A 16,977-nucleotide genomic window follows, 5' to 3' on the forward strand; every position below is an offset into this window, starting at 1 on the left:
CATGAGCGAACCGACCCGGTCGATCGACTACGGGACCTTCGACTCCGAACCCTCGACGTCGACGACCCGCCCCGAGCGGCGGCCGGTCCCCTCGAACGGCGCCGCGGACATCGGGCTGTTGATCCTGCGTTTCGCCGTCGGTGGGCTGTTCCTCGCCCACGGCGCGCAGAAGGTCTTCGGGATGTGGGGCGGTCTGGGCATCACCCGGACCGCGGAGAACCTCGCGGCGTACGGGTTCGTCGCGCAGCAGACCAGCCTCGCCTGGGCGCTGGGCATCGTGGAGCTGGCCGCAGGCGCGTTCGTCGTCCTCGGCCTGTTCACGCCGCTCGCGGCGGCGGGCCTGCTCGCCATCAAGGTCGTGGCGCTGCTGGTCAAGGTGCCCGCCGTCTACTTCTTCGCGGCGCAGGCGCCCGACGCGATCGAGCTCGACATCCTGCTGGGCGCGGGCGCGGCGACGCTGATGTTCGCCGGCGCCGGCCGGATCTCCCTCGACAACGGCCGGACCTGGTTGCGGCGCCCCATGCCCTACGCGGTCGTCTGCCTGATCGTCACGGTCGCGATCGTCCTCGTGGTGATGCTGACGCTGCGTCGGTGACTCACCCGGCCGACGAGGCGTGGCTCGCCGCCCTGGCCCGGCGGCGCGGGCCGGTGTCCGTCACCGCACGCCGGGCGCTGGCCGGCGGCTACGCGTCGGAACGCGGCGCGGAGCGTGTCGACCTCTCCGACGGCACGTCGGTCGTCGTCAAGGCGGCCGCGGCGCGGGAGGTGGCGGCGCTGCGGGCCGTCGCGGTCGTCCCGACCCTCGACGAGCCCGTCCTGATCGCCGCCGGCCCGGGCTGGGTCGTGGTCCCGTTCCACGACGGACCACCCCTCGCCGACGACGAGCCGGTCCCCGCCGCCGTCCTGACGATGCTCGACCGCGTCCACACGCACTGGCGCGGCAAGCGCCCCCGCACGGTTCCGGTGGCCGATGCGGCGTGGTGGCGTGAGCTGTGCCTGCAGCGCATCGCCCCGGCCGTGGACCACGCGTTCGCATCACTCGCCGTGGAGGTCCGTGACTGGGCCGACGACCCCCGCGCCCTCCGGGCCGCCACCGCCGTGTCGCGCACGCTCACCCACGGCGACCCGCACCGCGGGAACGTGGTGGGCGGCAGGCTGATCGACTGGGGCAACGCACGCGTCGCGCCCTGCGGCTTCGACCTCGCGGTGCTGCGCGCGCAGGGCACCGACGTCGCGACGGGCGATCCGGTCGAGGACGGCTGGTCCGACCTCGCGATGGGCGTCGCCTACCTGGGCTTCGCGGCCGACCACCTGGGTGCGGCCCGCGTCCGGGAACTGGCGGAGATGGCGTCGAACGGCCTACAGGCCTTGTGAGCGGCGATAGTCGCTATAGCGACTATCGCCGCTCACAGGGGCAGTGGGGTCAGCGCACCGAGCGGACGGCGCCCGTGTCGGCCGAGGTGGCCAGGGCGGCGTAGGCGCGCAGGGCCTGCGAGACCGGGCGCTGCCGGTCGGCCGGCTGCCACGGCCGCTCCGACGCCTCCATCTTCGCCCGCCGGGCGGCGAGGACCTCGTCGTCGACGAGCAGCGCCACGGTGCGGGAGCGGACGTCGAGAAGGATCGTGTCGCCGTTCTCGACCAGCCCGATCGTGCCGCCGGCGGCGGCCTCGGGGGAGACGTGGCCGACGGAGATGCCGCTCGACCCGCCGGAGAACCGGCCGTCGGTGATCAGCGCGCACTTGGCGCCCAGGCCCGCGCCCTTGAGGAACGCGGTGGGGTGCAGCATCTCCTGCATCCCCGGCCCGCCGGCGGGACCCTCGTAGCGGACGACGAGGACGTCGCCGGGCTGGATCTCCTTGTTGAGGATGACCGAGACGGCCTCCTCCTGGCTCTCGACGACCCGCGCGGGCCCCTCGAAGCGCCAGATGTCCTCGGGGATGCCGGCGGTCTTGATGACGGCACCCTTCTCCGCGAGGTTGCCGCGGAGCACGGCGAGACCGCCGTCGGCGGTGTAGGCGTGCTCCTTGTCGCGGATGCAGCCGCCCGCGGCGTCGGTGTCGAGCGAGGACCAGCGGTTCGACGTGGAGAACGCCGTCGTGGTCCGGACGCCGCCGGGGGCGGCGTGGTAGAGCTCGACGGCCTGCTCGGACGGGGACTCGGCGCGGATGTCCCACTCGCCGAGCCACTCCTGCAGCGACGGGGAGTGGACGGTGTGCACGTCGTCCTGGAGCAGTCCTGCGCGCCACAGCTCGCCCAGGATGGCGGGGATTCCGCCGGCGCGGTGCACGTCCTCCATGTGGTAGCTGGAGTTCGGCGACACCTTGGCCAGGCAGGGGACGCGCCGGGAGATGGCGTCGATGTCGGCGAGGGTGAAGTCGACCTCGCCCTCCTGCGCGGCGGCGAGGATGTGCAGCACCGTGTTGGTGGAGCCGCCCATGGCGACGTCGAGGGCCATCGCGTTCTCGAACGCGGCGCGGGTGGCGATGTTGCGGGGCAGCGCGGAGGCGTCGTCGTCGCGGTACCAGCGGGTGGCCAGCTCCATGACGGTGCGCCCGGCCTGCTCGAACAGCGCGCGCCGGGCGGCGTGCGTGGCGAGGGTGGATCCGTTGCCGGGCAACGAAAGTCCGAGGGCCTCGGTGAGACAGTTCATGGAGTTGGCGGTGAACATGCCCGAGCAGGAGCCGCACGTCGGGCAGGCGGAGCGCTCGACCTCGGACAGCCCCTCCTCGTCGACCTCGGACGAGGCGGACGCGGAGATGGCGGTGATGAGGTCGGTCGGGGCCTGCGCGACACCACCGACGACGACGGCCTTGCCGGCCTCCATCGGCCCGCCCGAGACGAACACCGTGGGGATGTTGAGCCGCATCGCGGCGTTGAGCATGCCCGGGGTGATCTTGTCGCAGTTGGAGATGCAGACGAGCGCGTCGGCGGCGTGGCCGTTGACCATGTACTCGACGGCGTCGGAGATGACCTCGCGGCTGGGCAGCGAGTAGAGCATGCCGCCGTGGCCCATCGCGATGCCGTCGTCGACGGCGATCGTGTGGAACTCGCGCGCGATGCCCCCGGCCTGCTGGACGGCCTCGGCGACGATGTCGCCCAGGTCCTTGAGGTGGACGTGGCCGGGGACGAACTGTGTGTAGCTGTTGGCGATCGCGACGATCGGCTTGCCGAAGTCGCTGTCGGTCATCCCCGTGGCGCGCCACAGGGAACGCGCACCGGCGGCATTGCGGCCATGGGTGGTGACACGGGAACGCAGGGCCGGCATCGGCTCACTCTCCAGCCGGATCGGGCAGCCTGCCGCCGCTGACGGCGGCGAGCTGGGACAGGTCACGGACGTTCACGGCGGGCAACGGGAGCTCCCCGCCGCTGGCCAGCACCGCGCTGACGCGGGCACCCCGGGACCGGGTGGCGGGCTGCAGACGCAGGGAGCTGATCGACTCCCACGGTACGCGGCGGCCGCCGAAGGCCGTCCGCACGGTCACGGCCTCGGCGTCGACGACCGTGCGGGTGCGGGCGAGCCAGTACACGATCGCGACCGGCACCAGGTAGATGAGCCAGAACCAGGGCGCGCCGAACGCGGCCGGGATCGCGAACACCGCGAGGGCCACCGGGAACAGGTAGGCCAGCCGTGCCGGTCGGAAGACCGCCCGCGCGGGCACCTCCGTGGGAGTGCTGTTCACGCACCCCATCGTCGCACCCGGCGGGGTGACGCTCGCCCCGGGTTGACGATGCGCCTCACGATGCGCAGCCGCACCGTGCTAGCGTCGGCACATGTTCGTTTCCGGAGTACTCGTAATTCGCAGGCGCGTTCTCGCCTGAGTTCCTCACGAGTTCTCGGACGACGACGCGCCACCCTCGTTCCGCTACGGCGGCGAGGGTTTTTTCATGTCCGGACCGCAGTAGCCGCAGTGACCAGACCACGACGCAGCGAGGCTGACCGATGACCACCGCCACCCCCCGCTCCGGCGCCACCGGACCCAAACCGGCGCCGCCACCCGGACGTCCCGGCGCCCCGGCCCGGACCGACGGCGTGCGCACCGAGGTGCCCGGCCCGCGCATCGGGCCGGAGCCGATGACCGGGGCCCAGTCGCTCGTGCGTTCGCTCGAGGAGATCGGCTGCGACGTCGTGTTCGGTATCCCGGGCGGGACGATCCTGCCCGCGTACGACCCGCTGCTCGACTCGACGCGCGTGCGGCACGTCCTGGTCCGTCACGAGCAGGGCGCGGGGCACGCGGCCACCGGGTACGCGCAGGCCACCGGCCGTGTGGGCGTCTGCATGGCGACGTCGGGCCCGGGCGCGACCAACCTCGTCACCCCCATCGCCGACGCCTACATGGACTCGATCCCGATGGTGGCGATCACCGGTCAGCAGTCCCGCCCGCTGATCGGTACGGATGCCTTCCAGGAGGCCGACATCACCGGCATCACCATGCCGGTGACCAAGCACAACATGCTGGTGACCGACGCGACGGAGATCCCGCGCGCGATCGCCGAGGCCTTCCACCTGGCGTCGACGGGCCGACCCGGCCCGGTGCTGGTGGACATCCCCAAGGACGTCCTGCAGGAGCACACGACGTTCTCGTGGCCCCCGGAGATGAACTTGCCCGGTTACCGGCCGACGACCCGGCCGCACGGCAAGCAGATCCGTGAGGCCGCCAAGCTGATGACGTCGGCGTCGCGGCCCGTGCTCTACGTCGGTGGCGGCGTGCTCAAGGCCGAGGCGTCCGACGAGCTGCTGGAGCTCGCCGAGCTGACCAACATCCCGGTGGTGACGACGCTGATGGCGCGCGGGGCGTTCCCCGACAGCCACCCGCAGCACGTCGGGATGCCCGGTATGCACGGCACGGTCTCGGCCGTCGCCGCGCTGCAGGAGGCCGACCTGCTGGTCGCGCTGGGCTCGCGGTTCGACGACCGCGTCACCGGTCAGCTGTCGTCGTTCGCGCCGCACGCCGCGGTCGTGCACGCCGACATCGACCCGGCGGAGATCTCCAAGAACCGCCGCGCGGACGTGCCGATCGTCGGCGACTGCAAGGAGGTCATCGTCGACCTCCTGGAGGCGGTGCGGGCCGAGCGCGAGGGCGGCGGTGCCGACGGCGGGGCCGATCTCGACGCGTGGTGGGCGCGGCTGAACCAGCTGCGCGAGACGTTCCCGCTGGGCTACGACTGGCCCGACGACGGTTCGCTGTCGCCGCAGTACGTCATCGAGCGGATCGGCGCCATCGCCGGCCCCGACGCCGTGTACGCGGCGGGCGTCGGCCAGCACCAGATGTGGGCGGCGCAGTTCGTCAAGTACGAGAAGCCGCGTTCGTGGCTCAACTCGGGCGGCCTCGGGACGATGGGTTTCGCGGTCCCCGCGGCGATGGGCGCGAAGATGGCCCGCCCCGACGACGTCGTGTGGTGCATCGACGGTGACGGCTGCTTCCAGATGACCAACCAGGAGCTCGCCACCTGCGCCATCGAGAACATCCCGATCAAGGTCGCCGTGATCAACAACGGCAACCTCGGCATGGTCCGGCAGTGGCAGAACCTCTTCTACTCGCAGCGGTACTCCAACACCGACCTGGGCACCCACAAGCACCGCATTCCCGACTTCAAGCTGCTCGCCGAGGCCATGGGCTGCGTCGGGCTGCGCGCGGAGTCCAAGGAGGAGGTCGACCGGGTCATCCAGCAGGCCATGGAGATCAACGACCGGCCCGTCGTCATCGACTTCACCGTCGGTGCCGACGCGCAGGTGTGGCCGATGGTCGCCGCCGGCACGTCCAACGACGAGGTCATGTCGGCCCGCGGCATCCGGCCCCTGTTCGAGGGCGACGAGCTCGCGGCGGGCGTCGACGCGATCGACGAGGTCGTGGAGCGGGCCCTGGAGCACGGCGAGGACCACGACGCGAACGGCGGCGACGCGCGATGATGCACACCCACACGCTGTCGGTCCTCGTCGAGGACAAGCCCGGCGTCCTGGCCCGCGTCTCGGGCCTGTTCTCCCGGCGCGGCTTCAACATCATCTCCCTGGCGGTCGGCCCGACCGAGCAGGAGGGCGTCTCGCGGATGACGATCGTCGTCGCCGTCGAGGACCTGCCGCTGGAGCAGGTGACCAAGCAGCTCAACAAGCTGGTCAACGTCATCAAGATCGTCGAGCTCGATCCCGGCGCCTCGGTCCAGCGCGAGCTGCTGCTGGTCAAGGTGCGGGCCGACGCCGCGATCCGCAGCCAGGTGCTCGAGGCCGCCGAGCTGTTCCGGGCCAAGGTCGTCGACGTGGCGCCCGAGGCGCTCACCATCGAGGCCACCGGCACCGTCGACAAGCTCGCCGCGCTGCTTCGGATCCTGGAGCCGTACGGCATCCGCGAGATGGTCAAGTCGGGGATGGTCGCGGTCGGCCGCGGACCCCGGTCCATCACCGCAGCCGCGGTCCGTTAGAGACTTGCCCGAACCCACCCTCGGAGAGGACGTACCACCCGTCATGAGCGTGAACATCTACTACGACGACGACGCCGACCTGTCGATCATCCAGGGCCGCAAGGTCGCCGTGATCGGCTACGGCTCCCAGGGGCACGCGCACGCGCTGTCGCTGCGCGACTCCGGCGTCGAGGTGAAGATCGGGCTGCCCGAGGGGTCGAAGAGCCGGCAGAAGGCCGCCGACGAGGGCCTGGAGGTGCTCACCCCGGCCGAGGCGTCGGCGTGGGCCGACCTCATCATGATCCTGGCGCCGGACACGAAGCAGCGCTTCATCTACGCCGAGGACATCGCGCCCAACCTGAAGAGCGGCGACGCCATCTTCTTCGGGCACGGCTTCAACATCCGCTACGACCTGATCAAGCCGCCGGCCGACGTCGACGTCGCGATGGTCGCCCCGAAGGGCCCGGGCCACCTGGTCCGCCGCCAGTTCGTCGACGGCAAGGGTGTTCCCGCGCTGATCGCGGTCGAGCAGGACTCCACCGGCAACGCCAAGGCGCTCGCCCTGTCCTACGCGGCCGGGATCGGCGGCGCCCGCGCGGGCGTCATCGAGACCACCTTCAAGGAGGAGACCGAGACCGACCTGTTCGGTGAGCAGGCCGTCCTCTGCGGTGGCGCGGCCGCCCTGGTCCAGACCGGTTTCGAGGTGCTCACCGAGGCGGGCTACGCCCCGGAGATCGCCTACTTCGAGTGCCTGCACGAGCTCAAGCTGATCGTCGACCTCATGTACGAGGGCGGCATCGCCAACGAGCGCTTCTCCATCTCCGACACCGCCGAGTACGGCGACCTCACCCGCGGTCCGCGCGTCGTCAACGCCGCGACCAAGGAGGAGATGAAGAAGATCCTCGCCGAGATCCAGGACGGCCGTTTCGCGTCCGAGTGGGTCGCCGAGGACGAGGCGGGCCGCCCGAACTACACCCGCCTGCAGCAGGAGGGTGCCGAGCACCCCATCGAGGTCGTCGGCGAGAAGCTGCGCGGCCTGATGAGCTGGGTCGGCGAGAAGGCCAAGTGACCTGTGAGTGGCGATGGTCGTCATAGCGACCATCGCCACTCACGAGGCTCACCCGGAAGAGATGCGCGCCGGGCGGCGTTGGGCACGGTGTGCCTGACGTCTCCCTGCCGCCCCTGTCCATCCTCGACCTCGCCCTCGTCTCCCAGGGCGAGTCGGTCCGCGCCGGCCTGGACGCGAGCGTCGAGCTGGCCCGCAAGGCGGAGACGTGGGGCTACCGGCGGATCTGGTACGCCGAGCACCACAACATGCGCGCCATCGCGTCGTCGGCGACGAGTGTGCTGATCGGGCACGTCGCCGCGCACACCGAGCGGATCACCCTCGGCGCCGGCGGCATCATGCTGCCCAACCACTCGCCCCTGCAGGTCGCCGAGCAGTTCGGCACCCTCGCCGAGCTGTTCCCCGGCCGCATCGAGCTCGGCCTGGGTCGCGCCCCCGGCACCGACCAGACGACGTTCCGCGCGCTGCGCCGCGACCCGGGCGCGTCCGAGACGTTCCCGCAGGACGTCCAGGAGCTGCAGGGTTTCCTCGGTGAGCACTCGCTGGTCCCGGGTGTCGACGCCTACCCCGGCAAGGGCACGAACGTCCCGCTGTACGTGCTGGGCTCCTCGCTCTACGGCGCGCAGGTCGCCGCGATCCTCGGCCTGCCCTACGCGTTCGCCTCGCACTTCGCGCCCGAGCAGCTGGAACGGGCCGTCGAGATGTACCGGGAGAAGTTCCGCCCGTCGGCGCAGCTGGCCGAGCCGCTCGTGCTCGCCGGGGTCAACGTCGTCGCCGCCGACGACATCGCCACCGCCGACGAGCTGATGCGGGTGGCCCGCCTCGACCGGGTCAAGCGCTTCCTGTCCCGTGGCGGCCACGAGCTGACCGACGAGGAGGCCGCCCTGGCCATCGACATGCCCCAGGGCCGCCAGATCCTGGACATGATGCGCTACACCGCCGTCGGCACCCCGGACGTCGTCGAGGACTACCTCACGGAGTTCGCCGCGCGCGTGGGCATCGACGAGCTGGTCGTCGCGAGCCCCGTCGTCGCCCGGGGGGCGTGGTACCGCTCGTTCGAGCTGCTCGCCGGCCGGGCGGCGGCCGTCGCGGTCTGAGCGCCGCCGGCCGGGTTGCCGTTCTCCGGAACCACGGTTCCGGCGAGCTCCGCTCCGCGGTCCTTTTCGTCCGGTTCCGGCGCACCCGTCTATCGCGCCGCTCACGGTGGGGAGACCCGCGCCGAGCTGCGCATCTAGGATCGGCACCGTAGCCCACCGACACCGATCTTGGAGACCTGCAGCGTCGTGAGCACCGCCGCCACCCGTCCAGTCGTTCTGCTCGCCGAGAAGCTCGCACCGTCCGCGGTGGAGCTGCTCGGAGATGACGTCGAGATCCGCCACGTCGACGGAACGGACCGGCCCGCGCTGCTGTCCGCGGTCGCCGACGCCGACGCGCTCCTCGTCCGCTCCGCCACGAAGGTCGACGCCGAGGTCCTCGCCGCGTCCACCCGGCTGAAGGTCGTGGCCCGCGCGGGCGTCGGACTCGACAACGTCGACGTCCCCGCCGCCACCGCGCGCGGCGTCATGGTCGTCAACGCGCCGACGTCGAACATCGTGTCCGCCGCCGAGCACGCCATCGCGCTGCTGTTCGCCGCGGCCCGCCACATCCCGCCGGCCGACGCCGCCCTGCGCCAGGGCCAGTGGAAGCGCAGCGCCTACACCGGCGTCGAGCTCAACGGCAAGACCGTCGGCATCGTCGGCCTGGGCAAGATCGGGCAGCTCGTCGCGCAGCGCCTCGCCGCGTTCGGCGTCACGCTCATCGCGTACGACCCCTACGTCGCGCCCGCCCGCGCCGCCCAGCTCGGCATCGAGCTCGCGTCGCTCGACGACGTGCTCCGCCGCGCCGACGTCATCTCCATCCACCTGCCGAAGACCCCCGAGACCCTGGGCCTCATCGGCAAGGACCAGCTCGCGATCACCAAGAAGGGCGTGATCATCGTCAACGCGGCCCGCGGTGGGCTGATCGACGAGACCGCCCTCGCCGAGGCCGTCCGCTCCGGGCACGTCGGCGGCGCCGGCGTCGACGTCTACGTCACCGAGCCCACGACCTCCAGCCCGCTGTTCGAGCTGGAGAACGTCGTCGTCACCCCGCACCTCGGTGCCTCGACCGACGAGGCGCAGGACCGCGCGGGCACCGACGTCGCGAAGTCGGTCCAGCTCGCCCTGGCCGGCGAGTTCGTCCCCGACGCCGTCAACGTCCAGATCGACGGCGCCGTCGGCGAGGAGGTCCGCCCATACCTGCCGCTCGTGCAGAAGATGGGCACGGTCCTGCACGCCCTCGCGGGCCGCGTGCCCACGTCGATCACCGTCGACGTCGCGGGCGAGCTGTCGTCCGAGGACGTCTCGGTCCTGCCGCTGGCCGCGCTGCGCGGGGTGTTCACCCGCGTCGTCGACGACCAGGTCACGTTCGTCAACGTGCCGGCCCTGGCGGCGGAGCGCGGCGTCACCGTCGAGCTCACCACCGCCCCGGAGAGCGCCAACCACCGCAGCGTCGTCCAGCTGCGCGCCGCCATGCCCGACGGCGAGGCCATCACGGTCTCCGGCACGCTCACCGGGCGCGGCCAGGTCGAGAAGCTCGTCGAGATCAACGGACGGCACTTCGACCTGCGCGCCGAGGGCGAGATCCTGGCGCTCGAGTACGCCGACCGCCCGGGCGTCATGGGCCGCGTCGGGTCGCTGCTCGGCGAGGCCGCGGTGAACATCGAGGCCGCCCAGATCAGCCAGACCACCGACGGCGCCGACGCGATCATGCTGCTGCGCATCGACCGCTCCGTCGACCAGGCCGTGCTCGACCCGATCGGCGCCTCGGTGGGCGCGCAGACGATCAAGCTCATCTCGCTCGACTGAGCCCGACCCGCCACGGGCGGGCGCACACCCACGGACGGCGGCGGCCGGGATACCCCGGTCGCCGCCGTCCGATGCGTCGGGCGGACAATCAGACCCGCTCGGGGCGTGTCGCGCGCCCGGTTACGCGGTTCGGCCGCCCAGCGGGCGCCCGAATCACCGTCCCGGGTGACCCCGGAAGAGTGGCCGACGGCCGGCCGGCGGTGTCGCAACGGGTAGCGTTCTGCGACTCCCCAAGCAGAGAGGATCCTTTGACATGCGCCTTGCGGTCATTCCCGGCGACGGCATCGGACCGGAGGTCATCGACGAGGCGCTCAAGGTCCTCGACGAGGTCTCCCCCGGAGTGGAGACGACCCAGTACGACCTGGGCGCCGCCCGGTGGCACTCCACCGGCGAGCTGCTGCCCGAGTCCGTCCTCACCGAGCTCCGCGGCCACGACGCGATCCTGCTCGGCGCCGTCGGCGACCCCTCGGTGCCCAGCGGCATCCTCGAGCGCGGCCTGCTCCTGCGCCTGCGGTTCGAGCTCGACCACCACGTGAACCTGCGCCCCGCGCGGCTCTACCCGGGAGTCCGCGGCCCGCTCGCCGGCAACCCGGAGATCGACCTCGTCGTCGTCCGCGAGGGCACCGAGGGCCCCTACGTCGGCACCGGCGGCATCCTGCGCAAGGACACCCCGCACGAGGTGGCCACCGAGGTCAGCACCAACACCGCGTTCGGCATCGAGCGCGTCGTGCGCGACGCCTTCGCCCGCGCCGAGCGCCGCCCCCGCAAGCACCTCACGCTCGTCCACAAGACCAACGTGCTGGCCTTCGCCGGCGCCCTGTGGTCGCGGATCGTCGAGGAGGTCTCGCTCGAGCACCCCGACGTCACCGTCGCCTACCAGCACGTCGACTCGACGACGATCCACCTCGTCACCGACCCGTCGCGCTACGACGTGATCGTCACCGACAACCTGTTCGGCGACATCCTCACCGACCTGGCCGCCGCCGTCACCGGTGGCATCGGGCTCGCGGCCAGCGGCAACATCGACGCCAGCGGCAAGAACCCGAGCATGTTCGAGCCCGTCCACGGCAGCGCCCCCGACATCGCGGGGCAGGGCATCGCCGACCCGACGGCCGCGATCCTGTCCGTCGCGCTGCTGCTCGACCACCTCGGCAACCGCGACGCCGCCCGCCGCATCGAGGCCGCAGTCGCCTTCGACCTGGCGACGCGCGACCACGGCGCCAACAGCCACACCCGTTCCATCGGCGACCGGCTCGCCGCGCTCGTCAGCCGCCAGGCCTCCGCGCCCGCCTGACCGACCGCACACACGACGGCGGCGGCACCCCGTGTACGGGGTGCCGCCGCCGTCGACGGTTCTCTAGACCACGGTGCTGGAGGGTCCGGTCAGCATCGTGACGCCGGCGCCCGCGAAGTTCTCCAGGTCGGCGACCGCGGCCTTGCCCGCGTCGCTGGCCATGGACGCGCCCATCGCCTCCGCCGAGTCCCACACCAGCACCGCGACCAGGTGGTAGTCGGGCTTGGCGCCGTCGGGACCGGGCTGCGGCCGGGTCACCGTGAAGCTCCGCAGGTCGGGGAGCTTCGTCGCGAGCGGCGCGTGCACGTCGTCGTAGTGCCTGTCGAAGGCTGCTGCGTCGGCAGGATGGTTGTAGAGCGCGGTGAGCTGGAACGACACGAGACCTCCTGGGACCGACCCGCGCACTCCGGTGTCCGCGGGCTCCACGGCCATCATGCCGACCGGCCGCCGTCCCCGCCGACCGTCCTTTCCCCGTCGGGGAGAGAACGGGCTGCCTCCCGGGCCGGCGCGCGCCGTGCCCACCCGGGAGCACGCTCGGGCAGCGGACCGATCGCCACGAGGCGGGCCGGGACGGCCTGCAGCACCGGGAACCGCTGCGCGACCCGGACCAGGAACGGGAGCCGTCCCGTCGACGGGGGAGGCGTGGCCGGGTCGGCGTCGAGTGCTTTGCCCAGCACCGCGCGGTGCGCGAGCCGCTGCCCGCCCTGCACCAACGCCGTCGGCCACCAGCGCCGCAGCTGGACGCGCCGCAGCGCCCTCGTCGACGCCGTCCCGTCGCGGCGCAGCTCCGGCGCCAGGATCCGGGCCGCGGCCACCGCGTCGGCCACCGCCAGGTTGATGCCGACGCCCCCGACCGGCGACATCGCGTGCGCCGCGTCGCCGATCAGCAGCAGGCCGCGCGCGTACCAGCGGCGCAGCCGGTCGAGCCGCACGTCGAGCAGCTTGACCTCGTCCCACGACTCCAGGGTGTCGACCCGGTCGCCCAGCCACGGCACCAGCGCCACCATCCGCCGACGCAGCTCGCCGATGCCCTGGGCGCGCAGCTGCGCGTCACTGCCCTTGCGGATCATGTAGGCGCACTGCCAGTAGTCGCCGCGGTCGATGAGGACGCAGAAGTGCCCGGCGGTGAAACGGCCCAGCCCGCCCGGGACGTCGTCGGCACGGCGGGGGAGCCGGAACCACCAGACGTCCATGGGGACGCCGAAGCCGCGCGTACGCAGCCCTGCAGCGGCGCGCACGGCCGAGTGCCGGCCGTCGCAGGCGACGGTCAGCGCTGCGGTGAGCTCCTGCTCCTGCCCGGTGGCGCGGTCGGTCCACCGGACCCCGGTGACCCGGCCCTGCTCGGCGAGCAGGCCCGTGACGTCGGCCTCGCGGACGAGTGTGAACGACGGCTCCTCGGCCGCGGCGTCGGCGAGCAGGTCGAGGAAGTCCCACTGCGGGACCAGCGCGACGTGCTTGTGGGCGCCGGGCAGCCGGCTCATGTCGGCGATCTGGACGAGCCCGCCGTCGAGCTGGGCGGCGACCCGGTCGAGGCGGCGCTGGGGGAGCGCGGCGAACCGCTCACCGAGCCCGAGGTCGTCGAGCAGGGTCAGCGTGGAGGCGTGGACGGTGTCGCCGCGGAAGTCGCGCAGGAAGTCGGCGTGCTTCTCCAGGACGGTGACCTCGATCCCGGCGCGGGCGAGCAGCAGCCCCAGGACCATTCCCGCGGGGCCGCCGCCGACGACGGCGACGGTCGTTTTTTTCCCCATGCGTTGAATTGTATCCCCGGTTCCGCGTCGGCGCGAGGGGTGCGAGACGATGGCCTCGTGAGCTCTCCCTCCCAGGTCCGGGTGCGGTTCTGCCCGTCGCCCACCGGCACGCCGCACGTCGGCCTCATCCGCACCGCGCTGTTCAACTGGGCGCACGCCCGCCACCACGGCGGCGCGTTCGTGTTCCGGATCGAGGACACCGACGCCGCACGCGACAGCGTCGAGTCCTACAACGCGCTGCTCGACGCGCTGCGCTGGCTCGGGCTCGACTGGGACGAGGGCCCCGAGGTCGGCGGCGAGCACGGCCCCTACCGGCAGAGCGAGCGCCACGACCTCTACCGCGACGCCCTCGGCCGCCTCACCCAGGCCGGTGAGGTCTACGAGTCCTACTCGTCGGCCGAGGAGATCGAGGCCCGCCACCGCGCCGCCGGCCGCGACCCCAAGCTGGGCTACGACAACGCCGACCGCGACCTGACCGAGGAGCAGAAGGCGGCGTTCCGCGCCGAGGGTCGCAAGCCCGTGTACCGGCTGCGGATGCCCGACCGCGACATCACGTTCTCCGACCTCATCCGCGGCGACGTCACGTTCAAGGCCGGCACCGTCCCCGACTTCGTGCTCGCCCGCGGCGACGGCAGCCCGCTCTACCCCCTCACAAACCCGCTCGACGACGCCCTCATGGGCATCACCCACGTCCTGCGCGGCGAGGACCTCCTCTCGTCCACCCCACGCCAGATCGCGCTCTTCGAGGCGTTCCAGCGCGTCGGCATCGGCAACGGCGCCCCCACCTACGCGCACCTGCCGCTCGTCACCGGGGAGGGCGCCCGCAAGCTCTCCAAGCGCGACCCCGAGTCGAACCTCTTCCACTACCGCGACCGCGGATTCCTGCCCGAAGGCCTGCTCAACTACCTCGCATTGTTGGGTTGGTCCATCGCCGAGGACCGCGACGTCTTCTCCCTCGACCAGATGGTCGCCGCATTCGACGTGTCACGCGTCTCCTCGAATGCGGCCCGCTTCGACCTGAAGAAGGCCGAGGCGATCAATTCCGCGCACATGCGACTTCTCGCCGTCGACGACTTCGCCGCCCGCGTCGTTCCCTACCTCGAGGCCGAGGGTGTGATCAGTGGCACGCCCACCGCGGCCCAGGCCGAACTGCTCGCCGCGGCCGCCCCGCTCGTCCAGGAGCGCAGCGTCGTCCTGTCCGACGCCGCGCGCATGCTCCGCTTCCTCTTCGTCGACGAGGACGGCTTCACGGTCGACGACGACGCTGCCGCCAAGAACCTCGGTGCCGACGCCGCCCCCGTCCTCGACGCGGCCCTGACCGGCCTGAACGCCCTCGACGACTGGTCCGCCACCGCGATCGAGGAGTCCCTCAAGACCTCACTCGTCGACGGGCTGGGCCTCAAACCGCGCAAGGCGTTCGGCCCGGTACGGGTCGCCGTCTCCGGCCGGACCGTCTCCCCGCCGCTCTACGAGAGCATGGAACTGCTGGGGCGCGAGCGGTCGATGCGGCGACTGGGGGCCGGTTTGGAGCGGGCTCGGGGCGTGGTCTAGAGTTCTCTGCGCAGGGCACGGGAAACCGGGCCGGCGGGAAACCGCAAGGCCCGGAGAACCGGACCCATTGGGGTATGGTGTAATTGGCAGCACGACTGATTCTGGTTCAGTTAGTCTAGGTTCGAGTCCTGGTACCCCAGCGGAAACGCCGAAGTTTCCAGATGTATACTGAGAAAGTTCCTGGCCCCGTCGTCTAGCGGCCTAGGACGCCGCCCTCTCAAGGCGGTAGCGCGGGTTCAAATCCCGTCGGGGCTACAACAAAAAGGCTCTCGCACTCCGGTGCGAGAGCCTTTTTCGTGTTCGGCCCACGCGGCGGTGGACAATTCTCGCCGAGTTCGACCCGAGACTGCTGCCGACCTTGATCGACGCAGTGCCGACCTCGGCGAAAGTGGGCCCCGGATCGAGGCATCGCCCCACCACTCCAGCGCAACCACGCTGCTCTCCTCCGGGGTCGGGCAGCAGTGAGGTTGCACCGGGCGGACTGCCGCATCCGCGAAGTGCCGGCCCGAGCTGGGCCGCGCCGAGCTGGCCGGATTTGGCCGGTGCCGAGCTGGTCCGCGCCGAGTGCGGCGAGGCGAGAGGCCGTCGTGCTTCGATGCCAATGTGCGACCTCAGGTCAGGCCCCTCTGCAGGGCGCACCGCGTGCCTTCCAACGCCCGGCACGTTTTTGCTTGTCAGCGGCCGTCCTGCAGCCTGCTTGACGACTGCAGAACCTGCGTGGTGACGCTGCAAGGTGCGCGCACGAGCCGGCGCCGCGAGATCGGGCCACGAGACTCACCGCTCGCGCGTGAGCCTCGGGGCGGTTTGCAGCTTGTTCGGCCGGGGCCCGCCATGGGTGTCACGATCGTCGCGCACCTTCGAGGGGCAGCGGCTGTCCCGCAGGCTGCGTGACGACCCCGGAACCTGCGTGGCGACGCTGCAGTGTGTGCGCCCGTGCTGCGGGTCGCTCAGGGTTCCGCGGGGTCGGGATGGGCCCCGAGGCGGGCCGACATGCGTGTGCTCCGGCCGGGGCGTGCATCGAGGCACGTCACGTGCGTCGCACGATCGGCGCGCACCTTCGCGGGTCAGCGATCGTCCTGCAGGCTGTCCGACGAGGTCGGAACCCACGCGGTGACGCTGAAGCGTGCGCGCCGGTCGCGCCTGGCGGTGCCGGGGCATCGCGCTCGGGCTGCTCCGCGTCGACGAGAGGTTCGGCCGGGCCTGTCGTGTGCCTTCCGGGACCGGCACGCACCTTCGCTGATCAGCGGACGTGCCGCAGGCTGCTCGACGAGCGCAGTACTCACGCGGGGACGTTGCAGTGCGCGCCCGCGACGATGCCCCGGCCGCCGCCGAGCTCGACAACGGACTGGCTGCGTTCACGATCGACGCGGCCTGGTCCCGACGTCGGCGAAACGCCGGCCGCCGCGCGCCGAGACCTACGTGAGTGCTGCTTCGCGCCGGCAGCACTCCTGTTGGTCTCGGCGGAGCGCGTGGAGGGCGCGAGACGTGCGGCCGGCTGGTGCCAGGCACGGCGGCGGGGTCGTGAGTGGCGATAGTCGCTATAGCGACTATCGCCACTCACAGGGTCACGGGGTCGTCGGCTGCGCAACCACCGAGGTGGTCGTGGTGGGTGTGGTCGGCTTCGGCGACGTCGTGGTGGTCGGCTTCGGGGTGGTGGTCGGCGTCGTGGTGGTGGGGGTCGTCGGCTGCACCGGCGTTGTCGTCGTCGTGCGGACCGGCGGGGGGGGGGGTGGGGGCTGGTTGTGCGTGGGCTGGGGCTCCGGAGGGGCCTCGGTGGTGGCCGGGGCCGCTTCCGTCGTGGTGACGGCCTCGGTGGGGACGATGCGGGTGTTGGCGGCGCTCTGGGGGTTGCTCTGGGGCCAGAAGAGCACGGCGGCGATGACGCCGAGGGCCGCGAGCACGCCACCGGCGGCGACGAGGAGGACGGGGGTCCGCCGGGGCGGGTCGTCATGCTCCAGGTCGGGGGAGGCGTAGGGGTCGCCGTAGCCACCCATCGGCATGTTGTCGCGCGGAGGGGGCGGGGGCGGGGCGACGGGCGGG

General features: G+C 72.1%; 13 protein-coding genes, 2 tRNA genes and 1 pseudogene. 11 read left to right on the forward strand and 5 right to left on the reverse strand.

The window, feature by feature from the left end; all coding sequences use genetic code 11:
- Position 1 precedes the first annotated feature (1 nt).
- The gene (locus tag PSU4_RS10790; protein WP_147105852.1) at positions 2-595 is read left to right on the forward strand and encodes a DoxX family protein; all 594 of its coding nucleotides are present in this window, start codon (positions 2-4) and stop codon (positions 593-595) included.
- On the forward strand, positions 592-1,374 hold the full coding sequence (locus tag PSU4_RS10795; RefSeq protein ID WP_147105857.1) for a phosphotransferase: 783 nt from the start codon (positions 592-594) through the stop codon (positions 1,372-1,374). The genes PSU4_RS10790 and PSU4_RS10795 overlap by 4 nt, the downstream gene beginning before the upstream one ends.
- Positions 1,375-1,423: 49 nt before the next feature.
- Here the strand turns inward: PSU4_RS10795 and ilvD are convergent, their stop codons facing one another.
- Together ilvD and PSU4_RS10805 are read right to left on the reverse strand one after the other, a co-directional pair.
- Positions 1,424-3,265 carry a dihydroxy-acid dehydratase gene (gene ilvD / locus PSU4_RS10800; RefSeq protein WP_147105859.1) on the reverse strand — a complete coding sequence of 614 codons (1,842 nt, stop codon included), beginning with the start codon at positions 3,263-3,265 and terminating at the stop codon, positions 1,424-1,426.
- Positions 3,266-3,269: 4 nt separating this feature from the next.
- Positions 3,270-3,680 carry a PH domain-containing protein gene (locus tag PSU4_RS10805; RefSeq protein ID WP_186816872.1) on the reverse strand — a complete coding sequence of 137 codons (411 nt, stop codon included), beginning with the start codon at positions 3,678-3,680 and terminating at the stop codon, positions 3,270-3,272.
- 260 nt (positions 3,681-3,940) lie between these two features.
- On the opposite strand from PSU4_RS10805, the gene PSU4_RS10810 reads away from it, so the two are divergent.
- The 6 genes from PSU4_RS10810 (at position 3,941) to PSU4_RS10835 (ending at position 11,638) form a co-directional block, all read left to right on the forward strand.
- Positions 3,941-5,908 carry an acetolactate synthase large subunit gene (locus tag PSU4_RS10810; protein WP_147105866.1) on the forward strand — a complete coding sequence of 656 codons (1,968 nt, stop codon included), beginning with the start codon at positions 3,941-3,943 and terminating at the stop codon, positions 5,906-5,908.
- Positions 5,908-6,414: an acetolactate synthase small subunit gene (gene ilvN / locus PSU4_RS10815; RefSeq protein WP_147105900.1), complete on the forward strand. Its 507-nt coding sequence runs from the start codon at positions 5,908-5,910 to the stop codon at positions 6,412-6,414. Before PSU4_RS10810 ends, ilvN begins: the two co-directional genes overlap by 1 nt.
- A gap of 43 nt (positions 6,415-6,457) precedes the next feature.
- On the forward strand, positions 6,458-7,462 hold the full coding sequence (gene ilvC, locus PSU4_RS10820; protein ID WP_147105868.1) for a ketol-acid reductoisomerase: 1,005 nt from the start codon (positions 6,458-6,460) through the stop codon (positions 7,460-7,462).
- Positions 7,463-7,551: 89 nt separating this feature from the next.
- On the forward strand, positions 7,552-8,556 hold the full coding sequence (locus tag PSU4_RS10825) for an LLM class flavin-dependent oxidoreductase (protein WP_186816873.1): 1,005 nt from the start codon (positions 7,552-7,554) through the stop codon (positions 8,554-8,556).
- A 186-nt stretch (positions 8,557-8,742) separates the two neighbouring features.
- Positions 8,743-10,344, forward strand: a complete 1,602-nt coding sequence (gene serA / locus PSU4_RS10830) for a phosphoglycerate dehydrogenase (RefSeq protein ID WP_147105871.1) — start codon at positions 8,743-8,745, stop codon at positions 10,342-10,344.
- Between the two features lie 253 nt (positions 10,345-10,597).
- Complete coding sequence (locus PSU4_RS10835) at positions 10,598-11,638, forward strand: 3-isopropylmalate dehydrogenase (RefSeq protein ID WP_147105874.1); 1,041 nt, start codon at positions 10,598-10,600, stop codon at positions 11,636-11,638.
- Positions 11,639-11,701: 63 nt separating this feature from the next.
- On the opposite strand, the gene PSU4_RS10840 is transcribed toward PSU4_RS10835, so the two are convergent.
- Together PSU4_RS10840 and PSU4_RS10845 are read right to left on the reverse strand one after the other, a co-directional pair.
- Positions 11,702-12,016 carry an EthD family reductase gene (locus PSU4_RS10840; RefSeq protein ID WP_147105877.1) on the reverse strand — a complete coding sequence of 105 codons (315 nt, stop codon included), beginning with the start codon at positions 12,014-12,016 and terminating at the stop codon, positions 11,702-11,704.
- Positions 12,017-12,069: 53 nt separating this feature from the next.
- On the reverse strand, positions 12,070-13,386 hold the full coding sequence (locus PSU4_RS10845; protein WP_147105880.1) for an FAD-dependent oxidoreductase: 1,317 nt from the start codon (positions 13,384-13,386) through the stop codon (positions 12,070-12,072).
- A gap of 57 nt (positions 13,387-13,443) precedes the next feature.
- Here PSU4_RS10845 and gltX point away from each other — a divergent pair, with 57 nt between their 5' ends.
- The 3 genes from gltX (at position 13,444) to PSU4_RS10860 (ending at position 15,192) form a co-directional block, all read left to right on the forward strand.
- The gene (gltX, locus tag PSU4_RS10850) at positions 13,444-14,937 is read left to right on the forward strand and encodes a glutamate--tRNA ligase (protein ID WP_147105883.1); all 1,494 of its coding nucleotides are present in this window, start codon (positions 13,444-13,446) and stop codon (positions 14,935-14,937) included.
- A gap of 68 nt (positions 14,938-15,005) precedes the next feature.
- Positions 15,006-15,077 (forward strand) — tRNA-Gln (locus PSU4_RS10855).
- A gap of 42 nt (positions 15,078-15,119) precedes the next feature.
- A tRNA-Glu gene (locus PSU4_RS10860) sits at positions 15,120-15,192 on the forward strand.
- A 1,310-nt stretch (positions 15,193-16,502) separates the two neighbouring features.
- Here PSU4_RS10860 and PSU4_RS10865 read toward each other — a convergent pair.
- Positions 16,503-16,977: pseudogene (locus tag PSU4_RS10865) on the reverse strand (Hsp70 family protein); the annotation flags it as partial.

The sequence above is a fragment of the Pseudonocardia sulfidoxydans NBRC 16205 genome, from assembly GCF_007989085.1.
Taxonomy (GTDB): domain Bacteria; phylum Actinomycetota; class Actinomycetes; order Mycobacteriales; family Pseudonocardiaceae; genus Pseudonocardia; species Pseudonocardia sulfidoxydans.

Bases quoted from the DNA above. Each gene is read 5' to 3' on its own strand.
- PSU4_RS10790 (WP_147105852.1), top strand. From the start codon at position 2: ATGAGCGAACCGACCCGGTCGATCGACTACGGGACCTTCGACTCCGAA.
- ilvD (WP_147105859.1), bottom strand. From the start codon at position 3,265: ATGCCGGCCCTGCGTTCCCGTGTCACCACCCATGGCCGCAATGCCGCC.
- PSU4_RS10810 (WP_147105866.1), top strand. From the start codon at position 3,941: ATGACCACCGCCACCCCCCGCTCCGGCGCCACCGGACCCAAACCGGCG.
- ilvN (WP_147105900.1), top strand. From the start codon at position 5,908: ATGCACACCCACACGCTGTCGGTCCTCGTCGAGGACAAGCCCGGCGTC.
- ilvC (WP_147105868.1), top strand. From the start codon at position 6,458: ATGAGCGTGAACATCTACTACGACGACGACGCCGACCTGTCGATCATC.
- PSU4_RS10835 (WP_147105874.1), top strand. From the start codon at position 10,598: ATGCGCCTTGCGGTCATTCCCGGCGACGGCATCGGACCGGAGGTCATC.
- PSU4_RS10845 (WP_147105880.1), bottom strand. From the start codon at position 13,386: ATGGGGAAAAAAACGACCGTCGCCGTCGTCGGCGGCGGCCCCGCGGGA.